Genomic DNA, 17283 nt, shown 5'->3' with positions numbered 1-17283 from the left:
TGCCTCTTAATTTGTCTTGAATTGAAACCATGAGCCAGACCGCGACCATCCTGGTCATCGACGACGAGCCGCAGATTCGCAAGTTCCTGCGCATCAGCCTGGCGTCCCAGGGATACAAAGTGATTGAAGCCGGGACCGGCACCGAAGGCCTGGCCCAGGCCGCCTTGAACAAGCCGGACCTGCTGGTACTTGATTTGGGGCTGCCGGACATGGATGGGCAGCAGGTGCTGCGCGAGTTTCGCGAGTGGTCGGCGGTGCCGGTGCTGGTGCTTTCGGTGCGTGCCAGCGAGTTGCAGAAGGTCGAGGCGTTGGATGGTGGTGCCAACGACTATGTGACCAAGCCTTTCGGTATCCAGGAGTTCCTGGCGCGGATTCGCGCCCTGTTGCGCCAGGCGCCGAGCGGGGAAGTGCAGGAGGCGGCGTTGCAAGTGGGGCCGCTGACGGTCGACCTGGCTTATCGGCGGGTGCTGCTGGACGGTGTCGAAGTGGCCCTGACCCGCAAGGAATATGCGGTGCTGGCCCAGCTGGCGCGGCACCCGGGGCGGGTGATTACCCAGCAGCAACTGCTCAAGGACATCTGGGGCCCGACCCACACCGAGGACAGTCATTACCTGCGGATCGTGGTCGGGCACTTGCGCCAGAAGCTGGCGGACGATCCGACCCGGCCACGCTTCATCGTCACCGAGGCGGGGGTCGGCTACCGCCTGCTGGGCGCCGATTCCTGAGTTTGCGGCCTTTCGCTACTGGTCCTGCTCGTAGCGGTCCAGGGTATCGCTGGCAATCTCACGGCCCAGGGCGATCAGCTCCGGCGCCTTGTAGAACTCGAAGAAGCGGCAGACGCGCTTGGGCACGTTGATGAGGATATCCGGCGGGTAACCGGCGATCTTGTACTGCGCCAGGGAGGTCTGCATGACCTCGAAGCTCTGGTTGACCAGGTCCAGCAATGACGCCGGGCCGACGTTGTCGATGATGAAGGAGCCGCTGGCGGATTTCGGCGCGCCGTCGGTTTGCGGCGCGGCGGCCGGTTGCTGGGCTTCAGGCTCGGCGCCCTCGACCCATGGATTGATCTCCGCGGCTTCGCTCTTGAAGGCTTCCTGCTCGAGCAGTAGCAGTTGTTCGGCCTGCTTGCGGCGAAACGGCAGGTGTGAGCCCAGGGAGTTGATCAGGCTGTCAAAGCGGCTCTTGAACGCGGGTGGGCGCTGGATTACCGGTAACTGGTAGTGGCGCTGGTTGGTGGAGTTGAGGTTCACCGCAATGATCAGGTCGCAGTGGCTGGAAACCACCGGAACGATGGGCAGCGGGTTGAGCAGGCCGCCGTCCACCAGCATGCGGTTGCCCTGCATGACCGGGGTGAACAGGCTGGGGATCGCGGCGGAAGCACGCATGGCCTGATGTAGGCAGCCTTCCTGGAACCAGATTTCCTGCTGGTTGGTCAGGTCGGTGGCGACGGCGGTATAGGGGATGCGCAGGTCTTCGATGTTCACTTCGCCGACGATCTTGCGGATCTGGCCGAAGACTTTCTCGCCGCGAATCGCCCCCAGCCGAAAGCTCACGTCCACCAGGCGCAGCACGTCGAGGTAGTCCAGGCTTTCGATCCATTCCCGGTACTCGGCGAGCTTACCTGCGGCGTAGATGCCGCCGACCACCGCGCCCATCGAGCAGCCGGCAATGCAGGCGATGTCATAACCGCGTTTTTCGATTTCCTCGATGACGCCGATATGGGCGTAACCGCGAGCGCCCCCCGACCCAAGGACCAATGCGACACGTTTGCTCATGATTCGTCCCTTCGACAAACAGGCTGCAACAATGCACCCATAGCGCCTCGTGGTTCAATTGCTGATGCGCTGCGGGGCCTGTGAGTTTTTTTCTAGGGCCGTCGGGGCCGCGAGGCTATGCTCCTGCAGCTATATTTTCCAAGGGGTGGGACTGGCACTTTTTCCTGCGGCCATCGTCTTAACCTGTACGACTGTTTTCCCTATCTTGAGGTGTCATCGATGAAAGCCTGGATCTGCCTGCCCCTGATTGCGTTGGTATTGACCGGTTGTGCAGGCAAGACTGCCTACCGTGACAGTTGCGGCACGCAGCTGGACGCTGCCTGGCACGAGCTGGACCTGGCCAAGGCCGAAGGTTTCGCTGGCACCGTGAGCTACTCCAAGGCGTTGTCGCTGCTGACCGGCGCCAAGACCCAGCAGCAGTTCGAAGCCTTCGAAGGCTGCACCAACAAGGCCGAGAAGGCGCGTTTCTACATTCGTGAATCCCGGGCCGGGCGCTGAGTCGCGACAGCCGCTAAGCTGGTCCGACAATCATCACCGCGAACCTGAATGATCTGGCGCAATGCCTGTCGCCGGTTCGCGGTGCCATTCTTGGAACTGGATAAGCCGAAGTCAGGCTTTTGACTCGTGTTGGGGAAGCCTTGATGTCTGCCTTGGTTGATCGTTTGGTGGCTCAGGTTCTGGGCCTGGAAGTGAGTTTGCTGGCTTGTCAGGCCCGCTTGTCGGCCGCCACGGATGCCGAGGCCTTGCATGATCTGCGCATCAGCGTGCGACGCTTGCGCAGCCTGTTGCGGCCGTTGCGTGGCCTGCCCGGAGTGGAGCAACTGGAAGCCGCTGCCAGCGAAGTGGGGCGGGTGACCACGCCGATTCGTGATCGTGAAGTATTGGCGGCCTATCTGCATCAGCATGGCCAGCATGCTGCTGCCAACCGTCGTACCTCACAGCTGTTGCATGAGTACTCGGCAGTGGCCGCGGGGGCGGAATTGGCGCAGTTGTTTCTGGTGCTGGATGCTTTCCCCAGGTTCCTGCGGGCCTCTGAGCGCCAAGGTTTGCTGCGGGGCCTGCGCGGCAGTATCGAAAAACGTCTGGCCAAACAGTGGAAAGCCTTGGGCCAGGCGCTGCTGGACCCTGCCCACGACCGTCATCGCCTGCGTCTGCTGATCAAGCGGGTGCGTTACGCCGCCGATGCCTATTCCGAGTTGGATCGCTTGCCCTCCCAGGCGATGAAGCGCCTCAAGGCGGCTCAGAGCGCCCTGGGCGATTGGCATGATTGCTGGCAATGGCTGGCCCAGGCCGAACAGCAACTGGATTTACTGCCCTGTGTGGCGGTCTGGCGCAGAACCATGCTCAAGGCCGAGGCCCGCTCCGATCAGGTGCTGGAGCAACTGCATCGCGATTGCTTCAAGCGGTGAAGGCCAAAGGGCGGCTTATCTGTCCGCTGCTTTGGCCGGAATAATGGCTGTGTGGCTCTGCGACGCTGGTTAAGATCCCTCAGTCTATTTTTTGTCCCCCGAGGTTTTCATGCGTTTCTACGATTTGCTCGAAGCCGTTCGCGGCCAGCCCCAGGCGCTGACCATTCCGGCGGAATGGGCCCAGGGGCGCGCCAGTTTCGGTGGCCTGGTGGTTGCTCTGCAGTATGAAGCGATGCGGGCCAAGGTTGCGGCGGACCGCCCCGTGCGGTCGCTGGCGGTCACCTTTGTCGGCCCGGTGGCGCCAGATGTGCCGGTCAGTTTCGAGGTGGATGTGCTTCGCGAAGGCAAGGCCGTCAGCCAGGTACTGGGGCGGGTCATGCAGGAGGGTCAGGTGGTGACTCTGGTGCAGGGCAGTTTTGGCGCTTCCCGTGAATCGTCCGTCAGTGTGGCCGCCGAACCAGCGCCCGAAATGAAACACTGGGATGACTGCCAGGAGCTGCCTTATATCCAGGGCGTGACGCCGGAGTTCATGCGTCATCTGGCAATGCGCTGGAGCATCGGTGGCCTGCCATTCACCGGCAATCGCTCCCGCGATATGGGCGGTTGGGTGCGTTTGCGTGGGGATGTGAAGGAAGAGCCGGTCACCGAGGCGCATATCCTGGCGCTGGTGGATGCCTGGCCGCCGGCGCTGTTGCCGCACCTGACCAAGCCCGCTGCGGGTAGCACCCTGACCTGGACCATCGAGTTCGTCCAGCCGTTGCTGGAACTGAGCACTCTGGACTGGTGCAAGTACCGGGTGGAAATCGAACACGCGCGTGACGGCTACGGGCATGCGGCAGCGGCCTTGTGGAATGCTGAGGGCCAGTTGATTGCCCTGAGCCGCCAGACGGTGACCATCTTCGCCTGAGCCATCAGTGCCGGTGGCGCTGCAACCAGGCACGCCACCAGGCACCGCTCAGGACAAAGCGCGGAAAGGTCACGAACTGTTCCACCAGCAGCCGTTGCACGGCATCCCTGCGATCACTGAAGGGCTCGGTGGCCTGGGCCTCCAGGCTGTGTCCGTGGCGCTGCAGGCCCAGGGCTGCGAGGATGCCGACCACACCGATGGCCAGGCTCAGGAAGCTCAAGGAAAACACGCCTGAAACAATCAGCAGAAAACCGATGATGAACAGCGGTACGGCAATCAGGTGCAATACCAGATTGGCAGGGTGCTGGTGATTCTGCGGGTAGACGCGCCATTGCCAGGCGGGAAGGTTTGGGTGACGTTTGCCCATGATGATCATCCTTAGTTCTTGAAGACTCATGAACCAAGAATAGGGGCCAGTTGGGATGGCGGCGAATCAAGGCTGGCTATCGGTCCGATAGCCAGTAGAGGGGGGTAGAGGCACTCGGATCAGAGTTTCAGCTGGCCTATGGCTTTGCTCAACTCACCGGCCAGGGTCGCCAGTTCACTGCTGGTGGTGGCCGAGGCAACAGTCTGTTGCACGGTGTTCTCGGTGACATCGCGAATGCTCACCACCGCCCGGTTCATTTCTTCCGCTACCTGGCTCTGCTGTTCCGCTGCGACAGCGATCTGCGTGTTGCTTTCGCGCATCTGGGCTACGGCACCGGTGATTTCCGCCAGTGCCGCGCCGGCTTCCTGGGCCTGTTGCACGCAGTCATCGGCCTTGAACGAGCTTTCCTGCATGAAATCCACAGCATCCCGGGTGCCGGCCTGCAGGGCCGAGACCATGCTGGTGATCTCGTCGGTGGAGGTCTGCACACGTTTGGCCAGGTTGCGCACTTCATCTGCTACCACGGCAAAACCGCGGCCCATTTCCCCTGCTCGAGCGGCTTCGATGGCGGCATTGAGTGCCAGCAGGTTGGTCTGCTCGGCGATGCTGTGGATAACGTTGACCACGCCATTGATCTTCTGGCTGTCCTCGGCGAGCTTCTGAATCATCTCGGCGGTCTGCTGCACGCCATTGGAAAGCCCGGCGATGGATTTCTGCACCCGGCCCACCACTTCATGGCCGGTACCGGCCAGGGTGTCGGCGGTCTGCGACAGGTCCCGGGTGGCACCGGCATGCTGGGCGATGTGATAGACGGTGGCGGACATCTCGTTGATGGCCGTGGCGGCCTGATCGGTTTCGCTCTGCTGGCCGAGCATGCCGTGGCGTACATCGTTCATGCTCGAGGCCAGGCGTGCGGCGCCCTGGTCCAGCTGCCGGGCGGTATTGGCCACGGTATTGACTACCCGCTGGTATCCGGCCTGCATGGCATTGAAGGCACTGGCCATCTGACCCACCTCATCCTTGCAGGACAGCGGCACGCGAGCAGACAGGTCGCCGGTCTTCTCCACGTGCAGCATGACGTCCTTGAGGGTGTTGAGTTGGCTGAGGAGAAAACGGATCAGCAACTGCGAGGCGCAGAGCATGGCGAACATCAGGATGAACACTGCGACGGCGTAATTGGTGAAACGATCGCTGAAAACCTGGACCAGGCTCGGGGCGTAGGCCAGTACGGCGACCTGCTGGCCGTCGGCGCGCTGGATCACGTCAGCGCCCAGTAGCGGGTTTTCACCGAACAGCGGCATCGGGTTGAGCTCGACCCAGCCGTTGGCGCCGTTGAGTTCGCTGAGAGTCTGCTCGTTGAGGCTGGGTGTCTGTCCCCGGGAGAAATACAGCAGGTGTTCGGCGCTGGGCAGCGCCTGTCCTTCGGGCCAGGCGCCGAGCAGCTTCGCCTCGGCCTGGGCGGCAGCCTGGGCTGTCTGGCTGCGAGCCTGTTGCTCCAGTTGCACGGCGTACAGCACCAATAACAAGGTGGTGACGAAGGCGACTGCATTGACCGCCCAGAATTTGTACTTCAGCGAGATATTGCTAAGCCAGGCACCCATGGAAGGTCTTCTCTGATTGAGCGAAACAGTATTGGCAAGGTGCCATTATTGTGCCGCCATGATCTCGGAAAAATCTTGATGTGGGTCAAGCAATCTCTGGCAAGCGAAAAAACGCCCGAGAGCAGGCGGTACTGTGGCTTGCAAGGTCTTCCAGGGTTTCACCGCGGTGCAACGCAACTTCTCGTAAAACCTCGGTCAGATAGGCTGGTTCGTTACGACCATTTTTCGGCTTTGGCCGCAAGTTGCGGGGTAGCAGGTAGGGGGCATCGCTTTCCAGCATCAGGCGCCCGCGGGGGATGTCGCGTACCAGCGGGTGCAGGTGGGTGCCGCGGCGTTCGTCGCAGATCCAGCCTGTGATGCCGATGTGCAGGTCCAGGTCCAGGTAGCTGAACAGGGCCTTTTGTTCACCGGTAAAGCAGTGGACTACAGCAGCCGGCAAGCGATCACGGAAATCCCGTAGGATGTCCAGCAAGCGCAGGTTGGCGTCACGTTCGTGGAGAAACACTGGCAACTGCAACTCGACAGCCAGGGCCAGGTGTTCTTCCAGGACTTTTTCCTGTTGCGGGCGGGGAGAGAAGTCCCGGTTGAAATCCAGGCCGCATTCGCCCACCGCGCGTACCCGTGGCTCTCCAAGCAGAGCGCGCAAGCGTCGCGGGCTGTCTGCACTCCAGTCGCTGGCGCTGTGGGGATGCAGCCCGGCGGTGGCAAACAGTCTCTGCCCGTCGGCGTCCAGTTTCTGGCACAACTCCAGGGCCTGTTCACTGCCTTCGACGCTGGTTCCGGTGAGGACCAACTGGCACACCCCAGCCTCATAAGCACGATTGAGAACGGCTTGGTGTTTTTCGGCAAAACTGGGATTGGTCAGGTTGACGCCGATATCGATGAGTTGCATGGTGCTATCTCCGCCTGCGGCCGGAAAGCATATCAGAGCTGTAGATTTATAAGAAAAACCAAGAACTACAACGAGTTATAGCTGTCTTTTGCTGCCGGACCAGAGCAACGGCCACGTTCTTCAGCGCCATTGCACGGGTCTTTCGCAGCTTGCCAGCGCTCAAGGCGCTCTGTTTCTGGCAATCAATTCTTCAAAAAACGACGAAGGGTTGAACAGTATTCTTTGCGGAGAACGGATGACCCGATCCTCGATATTGCTCGCGCTGTGCCTGTCATTGCTGCTGCCCTTGCCGGCGCTGGCGCGCTTGCCCGGGCCATTGGAAGCACACGCCACGGGAAAAGTGCGCGACCTGGCGGAAATCCGCAGCAGCCGGGTACTCCGGGTGCTGGTCAATCAGAGCCGCAATAGCTCCGGAGAAGTCCAGGGCCAGGCCATAGGTGTCGAGTACCACCGCCTGCGCTCGTTCGAGCAGTACCTCAATGGCCATGCTCGCGACGGCCAGGAAATCAGCCTGAAGATCATTCCCAAAGCCAAGGATCAATTGCTGGGTGCATTGCAGCGGGGCGAGGGCGACCTGGTGGCGCCTGGTGAGCTGCTGGAAGCCCAGCCCGCAAATGCGGTCAGCTCCAGCGACCCGATCGTCAGTAATGTTCCCCTGCTGCTGGTCGGGATCAAGGGTGAGCGCCGTTATACACGGATCGAACAGCTGTCCGGCAAGACCCTGACCCTGACTACCGGTAGTGCGGCGGGGGACGCGGTCAGCCAGATCAATCAGAAGCTGGCGCTGCACAAGCTGGCGCCGATCAAGGTGGAGTGGGTCGATCCCAGCCTGGCGGTGGAGGATGTGCTGGAAATGGTCCAGGGCGGCATTTTCCACCTGACGGTTGTCGAGCAGCCGATTGCCGAACGCTGGAGCAAGATCCTGCCCAAATTGCGTTTGGACAGGCATTTGAAGATCAGTGAGCCGGGTGAAGAACACTGGTTTGTCCGGCGCGATGCGTCGATGCTGCGGGCGAGTATCGACCGCTTCCTCAAGACCTATAAGGCGCCGGCGGATCAGGATGTGGCGTTCCTGCGTATCTACCGACGCCAGTATCAGGTGCACTATCCCCTGGCCCGGGCCGACCGTCAGCGTCTGGAAAAACTGCGTCCGGTTTTGCAGAAGCATGCCGGCGAGCAGGGCATGGACTGGCTGAACCTGGCGGCGCTGGCGTTCAAGGAGTCAGCGTTGCAACCCCCTTCCAGAAGCGGCAGCGGCCCTACCGGGCTGATGCAGATCACGCCTTCGGCAGCGCAGCGGGTCGGGGTCAACAATATTCAGTCCGTAGATAGCAATGTGCAGGCAGGGGCCAAGTACCTGGCGATGATTCGCCGTAAATTTTTTGCCAGCCCCAAACTCAATGAGCGCGAGCGCATGGCATTTGTGCTGGCGGCCTACAACATGGGGCCGGAGCGGGTGCAGGGTATGCGCAGTGAAGCCCGGCGGCGGGGGCTCAACCCCAACCAGTGGTTCTTCCAGGTGGAGCGCATCGCCATGGAGCAAGTGGGCATGGGGGCCGTCAGCTATGTTAATAGCGTCAATAAATACTATCTGGCCTTTGATCGTGAACGAGACTCCCTGGAGCCTCTGGAGCGAAAAGTTGCGTCACGTAAATAATCTAAAAAATCGATTATTAGCTTGGGTAATTTCCGCTTTTAACACGATTAAAACTGATTAGTATGGCGACCAACTTTCCTACCTTCACACAGGACTACACAGCATGAGCACACTGACCAACAAGCTACTGGGCACTCGCGCGGGCTACGGCTTGACCGTACTGCGGATTTTCGTCGGCATCATCTTCGTGGCTCACGGCTCGCAGAAACTCTTTGGCTGGTTTGGTGGTGGCGGTCTGGCGGGAACGGCGCAGTGGATGGAGAGTATCGGTCTGGCTCCCGGCTATTTGATGGCGTTGTTATCGGGGGGCACCGAGTTCTTTGCCGGGCTGGCATTGATCATTGGCCTGCTGGCGCGTCCCGCTGCATTGGGCCTGTCGTTTACCTTGCTGGTGGCGATTTTCTCGGTGCATATCAGCCATGGCCTGTTCATGGCCAACAACGGTTATGAGTTCGCTCTGGCCCTGCTTGGCGGCACTGTCGCGGTTCTGATTGAGGGGGCCGGCAAGCTGTCTCTGGATGCGGTAATCGCCAAGTAAGTCGATGCGCGGGCGGTGTTCCAGAGGCTCTGGATCAGCCGTCGGCGAAGTTATCCCAGGCCTGCGAATGCAGGCCTTTTTCGTTGCTGACAAATCTTGACACTGACCTGCCGGCTTCTCTAGGATGCTGCTCACGCGCCGATTTAAACAGCTACTTGCGGGGCGCCAGGTGAGTCGAAAGATCACTGATAGAAGCTATAGTCAGGCTTCGAAATACCGCTAAAGCGCTGGTTCGGTGTTGCCTCTCACCTGCCCGGCAGAAATCTGAGGCAGAGACACAATACGATGAATGCACCACGCCCCCTTGTACGTCTTGCGCCGATCACGGCGAGTCTTTCCCAGCGCAATCCGAAAATCCTCCTGGGTGGCAAGCACCAGCCCACACTATTGCGTTATCTCGACGGTTGGCCACGACGTTCCCCGGGCCCAGCGGCGTTTCTGATTCAATTTGTCGAAGAAGGGGAGTCCCTGGCACGCTTTGCCAGTGACAGCTTCGATCTGGCGGTCATTCCGGCACCCAGTGCTGCGGATGCTGCTGAAGTCATCAAGCAACTGACCCGCGTCGCTCGCCAGGGGTTGATCATCCGCCGCCAGTTCAGCAGTTGACCCGCCGGTAGTGCATCACGGCTGCTGAACTGCGCTTTGTATAGATCGGAATTCCATTGAACAGACACCGACTGGAACGTCTTCAGTCGTGGCGGTTGTCCGTCATTTGGTGGCGATTAATGGCTTGATGATCAAACAACGGCATTGCGTTTGGCCAATTCGGCCAAGGCCACCAGGTTGGAAACATTGAAACGCTTGAGTAACCGCACTTTGTAGGTGCTGACGGTCTTGTGACTGATCAACAACGCATCGGCAATCTGCTGGTTGTTCAGACCGGTAGCCAGCAGTTTCAGCACTGTTATTTCGCGGTCGGTCAGGCGGGAAATCAACACATTCTCCTGGTTGGCGGCGTTGGTGTTCTGCTGCAGGATATTAATGGTGTCTTCCGGAAAGTAGCTGTACCCGGAAAGGATGGCCTTTACCGCATTGGCCAATTCGTGAAGGTTCTCGGTCTTGCACAGAAAGCCTGCGGCTCCGGCTTGCAGGCAGCGCAGGGCGAAGTTTTTCGAATCACTTGAGGTCAGTACCAGGGTCTTGACGTGCAGCCCGGCGGACTTGATGTGCGCGATGACCGAGAAACCATCCAGGTTGGGGATGCCCAGGTCGAGGATCAGCAGGTCCGGCAGGTGCTTGCGCACCAGTTGCACGGCATCGGCACCGTTGTCGGCTTCGGCGACGATATTGTGATGATGAGGATCCAGTACCGACCTGATGGCCAGTCTGATCAGTGGATGGTCATCGACGATAATGATGTTGCCCATGTGGTACTTTCCCTTTGTTTTTGAGGTTTTGGTAGTTATTGGCTAGCTCTGTGGGGAATGGGTATCAAGCAGTGTGGCGTGCCGATTGCCGACGCTCTTGTCGAACCTATGCCCTGGGCCGTACGGCTCGGTTGTTTGGCCCTATGATTGGCTGACCTCTCTGAAATCTAAATCGGACAAATCTGATAGTGATGTCCATAGATCGGTGGCAGATGCCGCTCATGACGTGCCGGCTTTGTCGGTTCATACAACTAATGCGCAGCATGCATAAGGCTGGAGGCTGATTAGCCAATTGAGTACCAAGCTCATCACACAGGATGGTTACGACGCTCTGAAACAAGAGCTGGACTATTTATGGCGGGAGAAGCGCCCGGATATCACGCAGAAGGTCACCTGGGCGGCCTCGCTGGGCGATCGCAGCGAGAATGCGGACTATCAGTACAACAAGAAGCTTCTGCGGGAAATCGATCGTCGGGTGCGCTACATACGCAAGCGCCTGGAAGACATGAAGGTGGTTTCCTACGCGCCGGAACAGGAGGGACGGGTGTTCTTTGGTGCTTGGGTCGAAGTCGAAAACGAGGCGGCCGAGATCAAGCGCTTTCGTATCGTCGGTTACGACGAGATCTACCTGCGCAAGGACTACATCTCCATCGATTCGCCCATGGCCAGGGCGTTACTGAAGAAGGAAGTGGGTGACGAGGCCGTTGTCCACACCCCGGCAGGTGAAACCTGCTGGTGGATCAACCAGATCGATTATGTGAAGTAGGCTCGCCGACCTGGGCAGGCGAGCCTTGGGCTTTCAACCTTCGCGCAATACATTCAGCGGGCTGGCGTTCAGTGCTCGACGGGTACCGAAAACTCCCGCCCCGCCTACCAGCAGCGCCCCCACCAGAGGCAACAGTAACAGCCATGGATGCGGGTGCCAGGGCAGATCGAAAGCGAACCGGTAGAGCACCAGGCTGACCAGTTCGCACCCCAGTGCCGCGAGCAGGCCGCTGACTGCACCCAGCAGGCCGAACTCGATCCGCCGGGCCTTCACCAGCAGTTGCCGCTCGGCCCCGAGGGCACGCAGCAGCGCCCCCTGGCGAATGCGTTCGTCCAGGGTGGCCTGGAGCCCGGAAAACAGCACTGCCATTCCTGCCGCCAGGACAAACAGCAACACATATTCCACCGCCAGGGTGACCTGGGCCAGGATGCTGCGCAGTTGTTCCAGCAGGGCTTCGACCTGAATGATGGTCACTGCCGGGAAGGCCCGGGACAGCTCGACAATCTGCTGATCGTGACCAGGACTCAGGTAGAAGCTGGTCAAGTAGGTTGCGGGCAGATCCTTCAAGGTGCCCGGTTGGAAGATCATGAAGAAGTTTGGCTGGAAGTTGTCCCAGTTGATGCTGCGCAGGCTGGTGACCCGGGCCTCCCGGTTGGCGCCGGCGACCGTGAAGGTCAGGTGATCACCCAGCTTCAGCTTCAGGCTCTGCGCCACCTTGGCCTCGACCGAGACGCCGGGCAACCCGTCATCCGGCTGGGCTGACCACCAACTGCCCTCGATAATGCTGTTGCCGCTGGGTAGATCGGCGGCCCAGGTCAGGCTCAGATCGCGTTGTATAGCCCGATCACCGCTGGAATCCTTGCTGACGATCTCCCTTACCGGCTCGCCATTGATGCTCACCAGGCGCCCCGGAACCACGGGGTACAAGGGCGCCGAAGGGGCGGAGAGCTGCACCAGGCGCTCGCTGAAGGCCTGTTTTTCCGCCGGCAGAATGTTCAGTGCGAAGTAGTTGGGGGCATTTTTCGGCAATTGGTTTTGCCAGGTGTCCAGCAGTTCGCCCCGCAGCAGGGCAATCAGCGCCATGGACAACAGAATCAGGCCGAAAGCCAGGGATTGCCCGGCCGCAGCCAGGGGGTGACGCAGCAACTGGCCCAGGCCCAGGCGCCACGGCAGGGCGGCGCGGGCCAGCAGACGCCGCAGGCTTTGCAACAGCAGCAGCAACAAGCCACCCAATACCAGTGCCGCCAGCAGGCCACCGCCCAGCAGGGCGAAGGTCAGCACCAGGTCCAGGCTCAAGCGCCACATGATCAGGCCCAGGGCCAACAGAGCGGCGCCGTAGATCATCCAGGTGCTGGAGGGGATTGGCAGCAGGTCGCGCCGCAGTACGCGCAGCGGCGGCACCCGTCCCAGCGCAGCCAGGGGCGGCAAGGCGAATCCGGCCAGGGCTACGAGCCCGGTACCGATGCCCGCGATGGCGGGTAGCAACCCCCCGGGTGGTACGTCGTTGGGCAGCAGGTCATGTAGCAGGTAAAACAGGCCGAGCTGGGCCAGCCATCCCAGTAACGCCCCACTGAGGCTGGCCAGCAGACCCAGAACGCCCAGCTGCACGCTGAACAGCAGCATGGTTTCCCGGCGTGAGAGGCCCAGGCAGCGAAGCAGGGCGCTGGCATCAAAGCGTCGCGCGGCGAATCGATTGGCCGACAAGGCTACTGCAACCCCTGACAGCAGCACCGCTACCAGGCTGGCCATGTTCAGATAACGTTCGGCCTTGCCCAGGGCTCCACCGATCTGCTGGTTACCATCGCGGGCATCCTGCAGCCGCTGGTTGGCGGCCAGCGCCGGCTTGATCTGATGACGATAGGCCTCAAGCGCCGGAGCCGGTCCGCGCCACAGTTCCTTGAAGCTGACCCGGCTGCCAGGCTGGACCACGCCGGTGGCTTGCAGATCTTGCAGGTTGATCAGGACCCGGGGCGTCAGGCTGTAGAAGTTGCCGGCCCGGTCAGGCTCGTAGGTCAGTACCCTGGCCAGGCGCAAGGTTTTCATGCCGACGTCGATGCTGTCGCCGATCTTGAGGTCCAGCGCAGTCAGCAAGCGCGGTTCGACCCAGGCGTCTCCGGGCGCGGGACCGCCGCCGGGCTCCTCGACCCCATAAGGGGCTGCGGCACTCTTGAGCTGCCCCCTCAGGGGGTAGGCTTCGTCGACGGCCTTGATGCTGGAGAGCTGGATCGCATTGTCGGTGGCAATGACGCTGGAGAACTCGACTATCCGCGCATGATCCAGCCCCAGTTTCAGGCCGCTGTCGAGCTGCTCCGGGCGTGCTGGGGAACTGCCTTCCAGCAGCAGATCGGCGCCGAGGAACTCGGTGGCGCGTAACAGCATGGCGCCGTTCAAGCGTGCACCGAAGTAGCCGATGGCCGTGCTGGCCGCAACCGCTACCAGCAAGGCGAAGAACAGTACCCGCAACTCTCCGGCACGGGCATCGCGCAACAGTTGGCGGACAGCGAGGCTGAACAGGCGCGGCAGCGGCAGACGTGCCATCAGGGCTCCAGAGGGGCGACCAGCAGGCCCGCTTCAAGACGGATCAGGCGCCGGCAACGATGGGCCAGGCGTTCATCATGGGTCACCAGCACCAGGGTGGTGCCGCTTTCCTTGTTGAGTTCGAACAGCAGGTCACTGATGCGTTCACCGGTATGGCTGTCGAGGTTGCCGGTGGGTTCATCGGCAAACAGCACATCGGGTTCGGCAGCGAAGGCCCGGGCAATGGCTACCCGCTGTTGTTCGCCACCGGAAAGCTGGCGTGGCGAGTGGCTAAGGCGCTGGCCAAGGCCAACCCGCTGCAGCAGTTCGGTGGCCCGCTCGCGGGCATCGCGACGGCCGTCCAGCTCCAGGGGCAGCATGACGTTTTCCAGGGCATTGAGGCTGTCGAGCAATTGGAAGGACTGAAAGACAAACCCTACATGCTCGGCCCGGATACGGGCCCGCTGATCCTCGTCCAGCTGGCTCAGGGCCTGGCCGGCGAGGGTGACTTCGCCGCTGCTGGGCAGGTCGAGCCCCGCCAGCAAGCCCAGCAGGGTCGATTTGCCGGAGCCGGAGGCGCCGACGATGGCCAGGCTGTCGCCCTGGTTCAGCTCGAGGCTGAGTTCATGCAGGATGGTCAGTTCACCTTCCGCGCTGGGAACCACTTTGCTAAGGTTCCGCGCAGTGAGAATGCTTGCGCCCATGGAGAATCCGATGCGTGTATGGTTTTTGAGTGCCGGCCTGGCCTTGATGTGCATGGCCCAGAACGCAGCGGCGGGTACGGTCCTGATCGTTGGCGATAGTATCAGTGCGGCTTTCGGCCTGGATACCCGTCAGGGCTGGGTAGCCCTGCTGGAAAAGAGGCTCAAGGACCAGGGTTTTAACGACAGGGTAGTCAATGCCTCGGTCAGTGGTGACACCAGTGCCGGGGGCCAGGCGCGGCTGCCGGCGCTGCTTGCAGAGCATAAGCCTGAAGTGGTGATTCTCGAGTTGGGGGGTAACGATGGCTTACGCGGCCAGCCGCCCCGGCAATTGCAACAAAATCTTGCTTCGATGATCGACAGCTCCCAGGCCCAGGGTGCCAAGGTGCTGCTTTTAGGCATGCAATTGCCGCCCAACTATGGCGTGCGCTATACCCAGGCCTTTTCCCAGGTCTACAGCCAGTTGGCCAGCGAAAAAAAGGTGGCCTTGGTGCCGTTTTTTCTTGACGGGGTCGGGGGGCATCCCGAACTGATGCAGGCAGACGGTCTGCACCCTGCGGCAGCGGCCCAGGGCAAGTTGCTGGAAAATGTCTGGCCGACGCTAAAACCGCTGCTTTGACGCTTTTCTAGTGACAGTGTTTCGGCTAATGTGGCGCCCCCGATTTGGAGCCCCCGATGCCGCGTCCCGCCTGGTCCCTGTTTGCCTATCAACTGATCGAGCCTGATGAGCAGCTTGACCTGTTCGCCTGCCAGGAAGTTCGGGTGCATCTGGTGACGCGTCAATTGGAGTTGGGCGGCTCTGCCGACCGCACCTTGTGCGGCACTTTGTTGCCCGCGCAACCGCGCTGGTCGAGCGTGGATCGGACGATTTTTCAGGACCAGCGACTCTGCCCGTTGTGCCGGGCGATTCTGGAGTCGCAAAAACGTGGCACTCCGCCAATCTGGCCTGAGCTGCGTTTCGAGTTGTAGGCGGTCGCCAGCAGGCCGTTTCGACAGGGAATTCATGTGTCTGCGCTTGTCTCCCCGGCCTGGCTGCCGAAGCCGGAGGGCGGGGTGTACAATCGTGTTTCTTTCATTCGTTGTTCATGCGAAGGATTATCCGGATGTTGCCCCGCCTCCCTGTCGTCACCCGCTGCCTGATACTCGCCGCCTTGTGTGTGGCCGGTCCTGTTGCCGCATTGGAATTGCCTCTACCGCCGCCGGGTGAAGACATCGTCGGCCAGGTACAGGTGATCAAGGCCAAGTACGAGGATACCTTCGCCGACCTGGGCACGACCTACGACCTGGGTTACCTGGAAATGGTCGCGGCCAACCCGGGGGTCGATCCATGGCTGCCGGGGGCGGGCACCGAGGTGATCCTGCCTACGCGTTTCATTCTGCCGCCCGGGCCGCGCGAAGGCATCGTGATCAACTTGGCCGAGTATCGACTGTACTACTACCCCAAGGGTCGGAACGTGGTCTACACCTTCCCGCTGGGTATTGGTCGTGAAGGCTGGGGGTCACCTATCGCGCACACCAGCATTACCGCGAAAACCCCGAATCCGACCTGGACGCCCCCGGCGTCGATCAAGGCCGAGCATGCCGCCGACGGTGACCCCTTGCCGAACGTGGTACCGGCCGGGCCGGACAACCCCTTGGGGCCATTCAAGTTCACACTTGGCACGCCGGGTTACCTGATTCACGGTTCGAACAAGAAGTTCGGTATCGGCATGCGCACCAGCCACGGCTGTTTCCGCATGCTCAACAACAACGTGCTGGAAATGGCCGGCATGGTGCCAGTGGGAACTTCGGTGCGCATCATCAACGATCCGTACAAGTTCGGTATCAGCGGCGGGAAAGTCTACCTGGAAGCTCATACGCCGTTGGATGACAAAGGCAATCCTTCGGTGGTCGACAAGCACACTGCAGTGATCAATGCCTTGCTCAAGCGTGAGGACCTGGCTAACAACCTGCGCATGAACTGGGATGTGGTGCGTGATGTAGTGGCAGCCGAAGATGGCTTGCCGGTGGAGATCGCCGTGCCGACGACAGCGCCTGTGACAACAATGTCCAACGCGACCTACGATTTGCAGCAGTAAGCGCTTAAGTGCAACCCGCCGATACCTGCTAGTAGCGGCGGGTTTTTTATTGCCGGTGAAGAACTCCGGGCAATAAAAAAGCCGATCCAAAAATGGATCGGCTCGATAACAATCCCGAGGGACTATTACTTGCGGCTAGCTTTTTCCAGCATACGCAGAGCGCGCTCGTTAGCTTCGTCAGCAGTCTGTTGTGCTTTTTGAGCAGCAGCCAGAGCTTCATCAGCTTTACGATAGGCTTCGTCTGCACGAGCCTGAGCACGAGCTGCTGCGTCTTCAGTAGCAGTCAGACGAGCTTCGGTTTCTTTGGATACGCTGCTGCAACCGGTAGCCAGAACTGCGGCCAGAGCCAGAGCAGAGAATTTCAGAACGTTGTTCATCGTGTTCCCCTTCAAGGACTTTCTATTAGTAGCTATCACCTCAGAGTGAGGAAATAGCCGGCGTACATACTACCCATTACTTGTAGTAAGTAAACTGACGTAGCGCAAGAAGCAAAAAAAATTCTAGGCGCTGTTTCTTTTTCGAGCAACTTTTTAGCGGGTTGTATAAAAAATATTCAGCGGCGAAGCTCCGGGGCCGAATGCTGCTTGTTTGCCAGCATCGTTATCGGAGTTTCCGGGCGCTGTTTCAGAGCCTAGGCTAAAGTCGGTCTATATTGTGTCGACTGCACTTTTCTTCAGAATTTGTTCAGCCCTGAACCTATGTTTAAGC

19 protein-coding genes are annotated in these 17283 nt (G+C 60.5%); 11 read left to right on the top strand and 8 right to left on the bottom strand.

Translation table 11 applies throughout. The features are described 5' to 3' along the window. The first annotated feature begins 29 nt into the window (after positions 1–29). Positions 30–725, top strand: coding sequence for a response regulator (locus tag ABCR88_RS23635; RefSeq protein ID WP_011062565.1), 696 nt, complete (start codon positions 30–32; stop codon positions 723–725). A 15-nt stretch (positions 726–740) separates the two neighbouring features. Here the strand turns inward: ABCR88_RS23635 and ABCR88_RS23630 are convergent, their stop codons facing one another. Further along, a complete protein-coding gene (locus ABCR88_RS23630; protein ID WP_011062564.1) occupies positions 741–1775 on the bottom strand; it encodes a patatin-like phospholipase family protein in 1035 nt (344 codons plus the stop codon). Positions 1776–1994: 219 nt separating this feature from the next. Here ABCR88_RS23630 and ABCR88_RS23625 point away from each other — a divergent pair, with 219 nt between their 5' ends. From ABCR88_RS23625 to ABCR88_RS23615, 3 genes are all read left to right on the top strand, one after another. After that, complete coding sequence (locus ABCR88_RS23625; protein ID WP_011062563.1) at positions 1995–2273, top strand: hypothetical protein; 279 nt, start codon at positions 1995–1997, stop codon at positions 2271–2273. Positions 2274–2416: 143 nt separating this feature from the next. Continuing rightward, positions 2417–3184 (top strand): CHAD domain-containing protein, encoded by a 768-nt coding sequence (locus ABCR88_RS23620; RefSeq protein WP_350023074.1) that lies wholly within the window; start codon positions 2417–2419, stop codon positions 3182–3184. A 109-nt stretch (positions 3185–3293) separates the two neighbouring features. Then, on the top strand, positions 3294–4091 hold the full coding sequence (locus tag ABCR88_RS23615) for a thioesterase family protein (protein ID WP_011062561.1): 798 nt from the start codon (positions 3294–3296) through the stop codon (positions 4089–4091). Between the two features lie 4 nt (positions 4092–4095). On the opposite strand, the gene ABCR88_RS23610 is transcribed toward ABCR88_RS23615, so the two are convergent. From ABCR88_RS23610 to ABCR88_RS23600, 3 genes are all read right to left on the bottom strand, one after another. After that, a complete protein-coding gene (locus tag ABCR88_RS23610; RefSeq protein ID WP_350023073.1) occupies positions 4096–4458 on the bottom strand; it encodes a terminase in 363 nt (120 codons plus the stop codon). Between the two features lie 119 nt (positions 4459–4577). Continuing rightward, a complete protein-coding gene (locus tag ABCR88_RS23605; protein WP_232641660.1) occupies positions 4578–6059 on the bottom strand; it encodes a methyl-accepting chemotaxis protein in 1482 nt (493 codons plus the stop codon). Positions 6060–6144: 85 nt separating this feature from the next. After that, the gene (locus ABCR88_RS23600) at positions 6145–6951 is read right to left on the bottom strand and encodes a TatD family hydrolase (RefSeq protein ID WP_350023072.1); all 807 of its coding nucleotides are present in this window, start codon (positions 6949–6951) and stop codon (positions 6145–6147) included. Between the two features lie 235 nt (positions 6952–7186). On the opposite strand from ABCR88_RS23600, the gene ABCR88_RS23595 reads away from it, so the two are divergent. The 3 genes from ABCR88_RS23595 (at position 7187) to ABCR88_RS23585 (ending at position 9752) form a co-directional block, all read left to right on the top strand. Continuing rightward, complete coding sequence (locus ABCR88_RS23595; protein ID WP_350403619.1) at positions 7187–8608, top strand: transglycosylase SLT domain-containing protein; 1422 nt, start codon at positions 7187–7189, stop codon at positions 8606–8608. A 103-nt stretch (positions 8609–8711) separates the two neighbouring features. Then, a complete protein-coding gene (locus tag ABCR88_RS23590; protein ID WP_053153111.1) occupies positions 8712–9146 on the top strand; it encodes a DoxX family protein in 435 nt (144 codons plus the stop codon). A gap of 285 nt (positions 9147–9431) precedes the next feature. Further along, positions 9432–9752, top strand: coding sequence for a hypothetical protein (locus ABCR88_RS23585; RefSeq protein WP_011062555.1), 321 nt, complete (start codon positions 9432–9434; stop codon positions 9750–9752). A 131-nt stretch (positions 9753–9883) separates the two neighbouring features. Here ABCR88_RS23585 and ABCR88_RS23580 read toward each other — a convergent pair whose 3' ends face one another. After that, on the bottom strand, positions 9884–10513 hold the full coding sequence (locus tag ABCR88_RS23580) for a response regulator transcription factor (RefSeq protein ID WP_232641658.1): 630 nt from the start codon (positions 10511–10513) through the stop codon (positions 9884–9886). Positions 10514–10805: 292 nt separating this feature from the next. On the opposite strand from ABCR88_RS23580, the gene greB reads away from it, so the two are divergent. Then, positions 10806–11279, top strand: a complete 474-nt coding sequence (gene greB / locus ABCR88_RS23575; protein WP_011062553.1) for a transcription elongation factor GreB — start codon at positions 10806–10808, stop codon at positions 11277–11279. A gap of 33 nt (positions 11280–11312) precedes the next feature. On the opposite strand, the gene ABCR88_RS23570 is transcribed toward greB, so the two are convergent. After that, complete coding sequence (locus ABCR88_RS23570) at positions 11313–13817, bottom strand: ABC transporter permease (protein ID WP_350403618.1); 2505 nt, start codon at positions 13815–13817, stop codon at positions 11313–11315. After that, positions 13817–14500, bottom strand: a complete 684-nt coding sequence (locus tag ABCR88_RS23565; RefSeq protein ID WP_011062551.1) for an ABC transporter ATP-binding protein — start codon at positions 14498–14500, stop codon at positions 13817–13819. Before ABCR88_RS23565 ends, ABCR88_RS23570 begins: the two co-directional genes overlap by 1 nt. A 10-nt stretch (positions 14501–14510) precedes the next feature. Here ABCR88_RS23565 and ABCR88_RS23560 point away from each other — a divergent pair, with 10 nt between their 5' ends. From ABCR88_RS23560 to ABCR88_RS23550, 3 genes are all read left to right on the top strand, one after another. Continuing rightward, positions 14511–15116 (top strand): arylesterase, encoded by a 606-nt coding sequence (locus ABCR88_RS23560; protein WP_019092884.1) that lies wholly within the window; start codon positions 14511–14513, stop codon positions 15114–15116. Between the two features lie 56 nt (positions 15117–15172). Continuing rightward, the gene (locus tag ABCR88_RS23555) at positions 15173–15466 is read left to right on the top strand and encodes a hypothetical protein (protein ID WP_007931378.1); all 294 of its coding nucleotides are present in this window, start codon (positions 15173–15175) and stop codon (positions 15464–15466) included. Between the two features lie 134 nt (positions 15467–15600). Continuing rightward, the gene (locus ABCR88_RS23550) at positions 15601–16575 is read left to right on the top strand and encodes a L,D-transpeptidase family protein (protein WP_041119403.1); all 975 of its coding nucleotides are present in this window, start codon (positions 15601–15603) and stop codon (positions 16573–16575) included. Between the two features lie 125 nt (positions 16576–16700). Here ABCR88_RS23550 and oprI read toward each other — a convergent pair whose 3' ends face one another. After that, positions 16701–16952, bottom strand: a complete 252-nt coding sequence (gene oprI, locus ABCR88_RS23545) for an outer membrane lipoprotei OprI (RefSeq protein WP_003448337.1) — start codon at positions 16950–16952, stop codon at positions 16701–16703. Positions 16953–17283 lie beyond the last annotated feature (331 nt).

This window comes from Pseudomonas sp. W17 (assembly GCF_040268305.1).
GTDB classification, from domain to species: domain Bacteria; phylum Pseudomonadota; class Gammaproteobacteria; order Pseudomonadales; family Pseudomonadaceae; genus Aquipseudomonas; species Aquipseudomonas protegens.
This window is presented reverse-complemented; position numbering and strand designations above follow the sequence as displayed.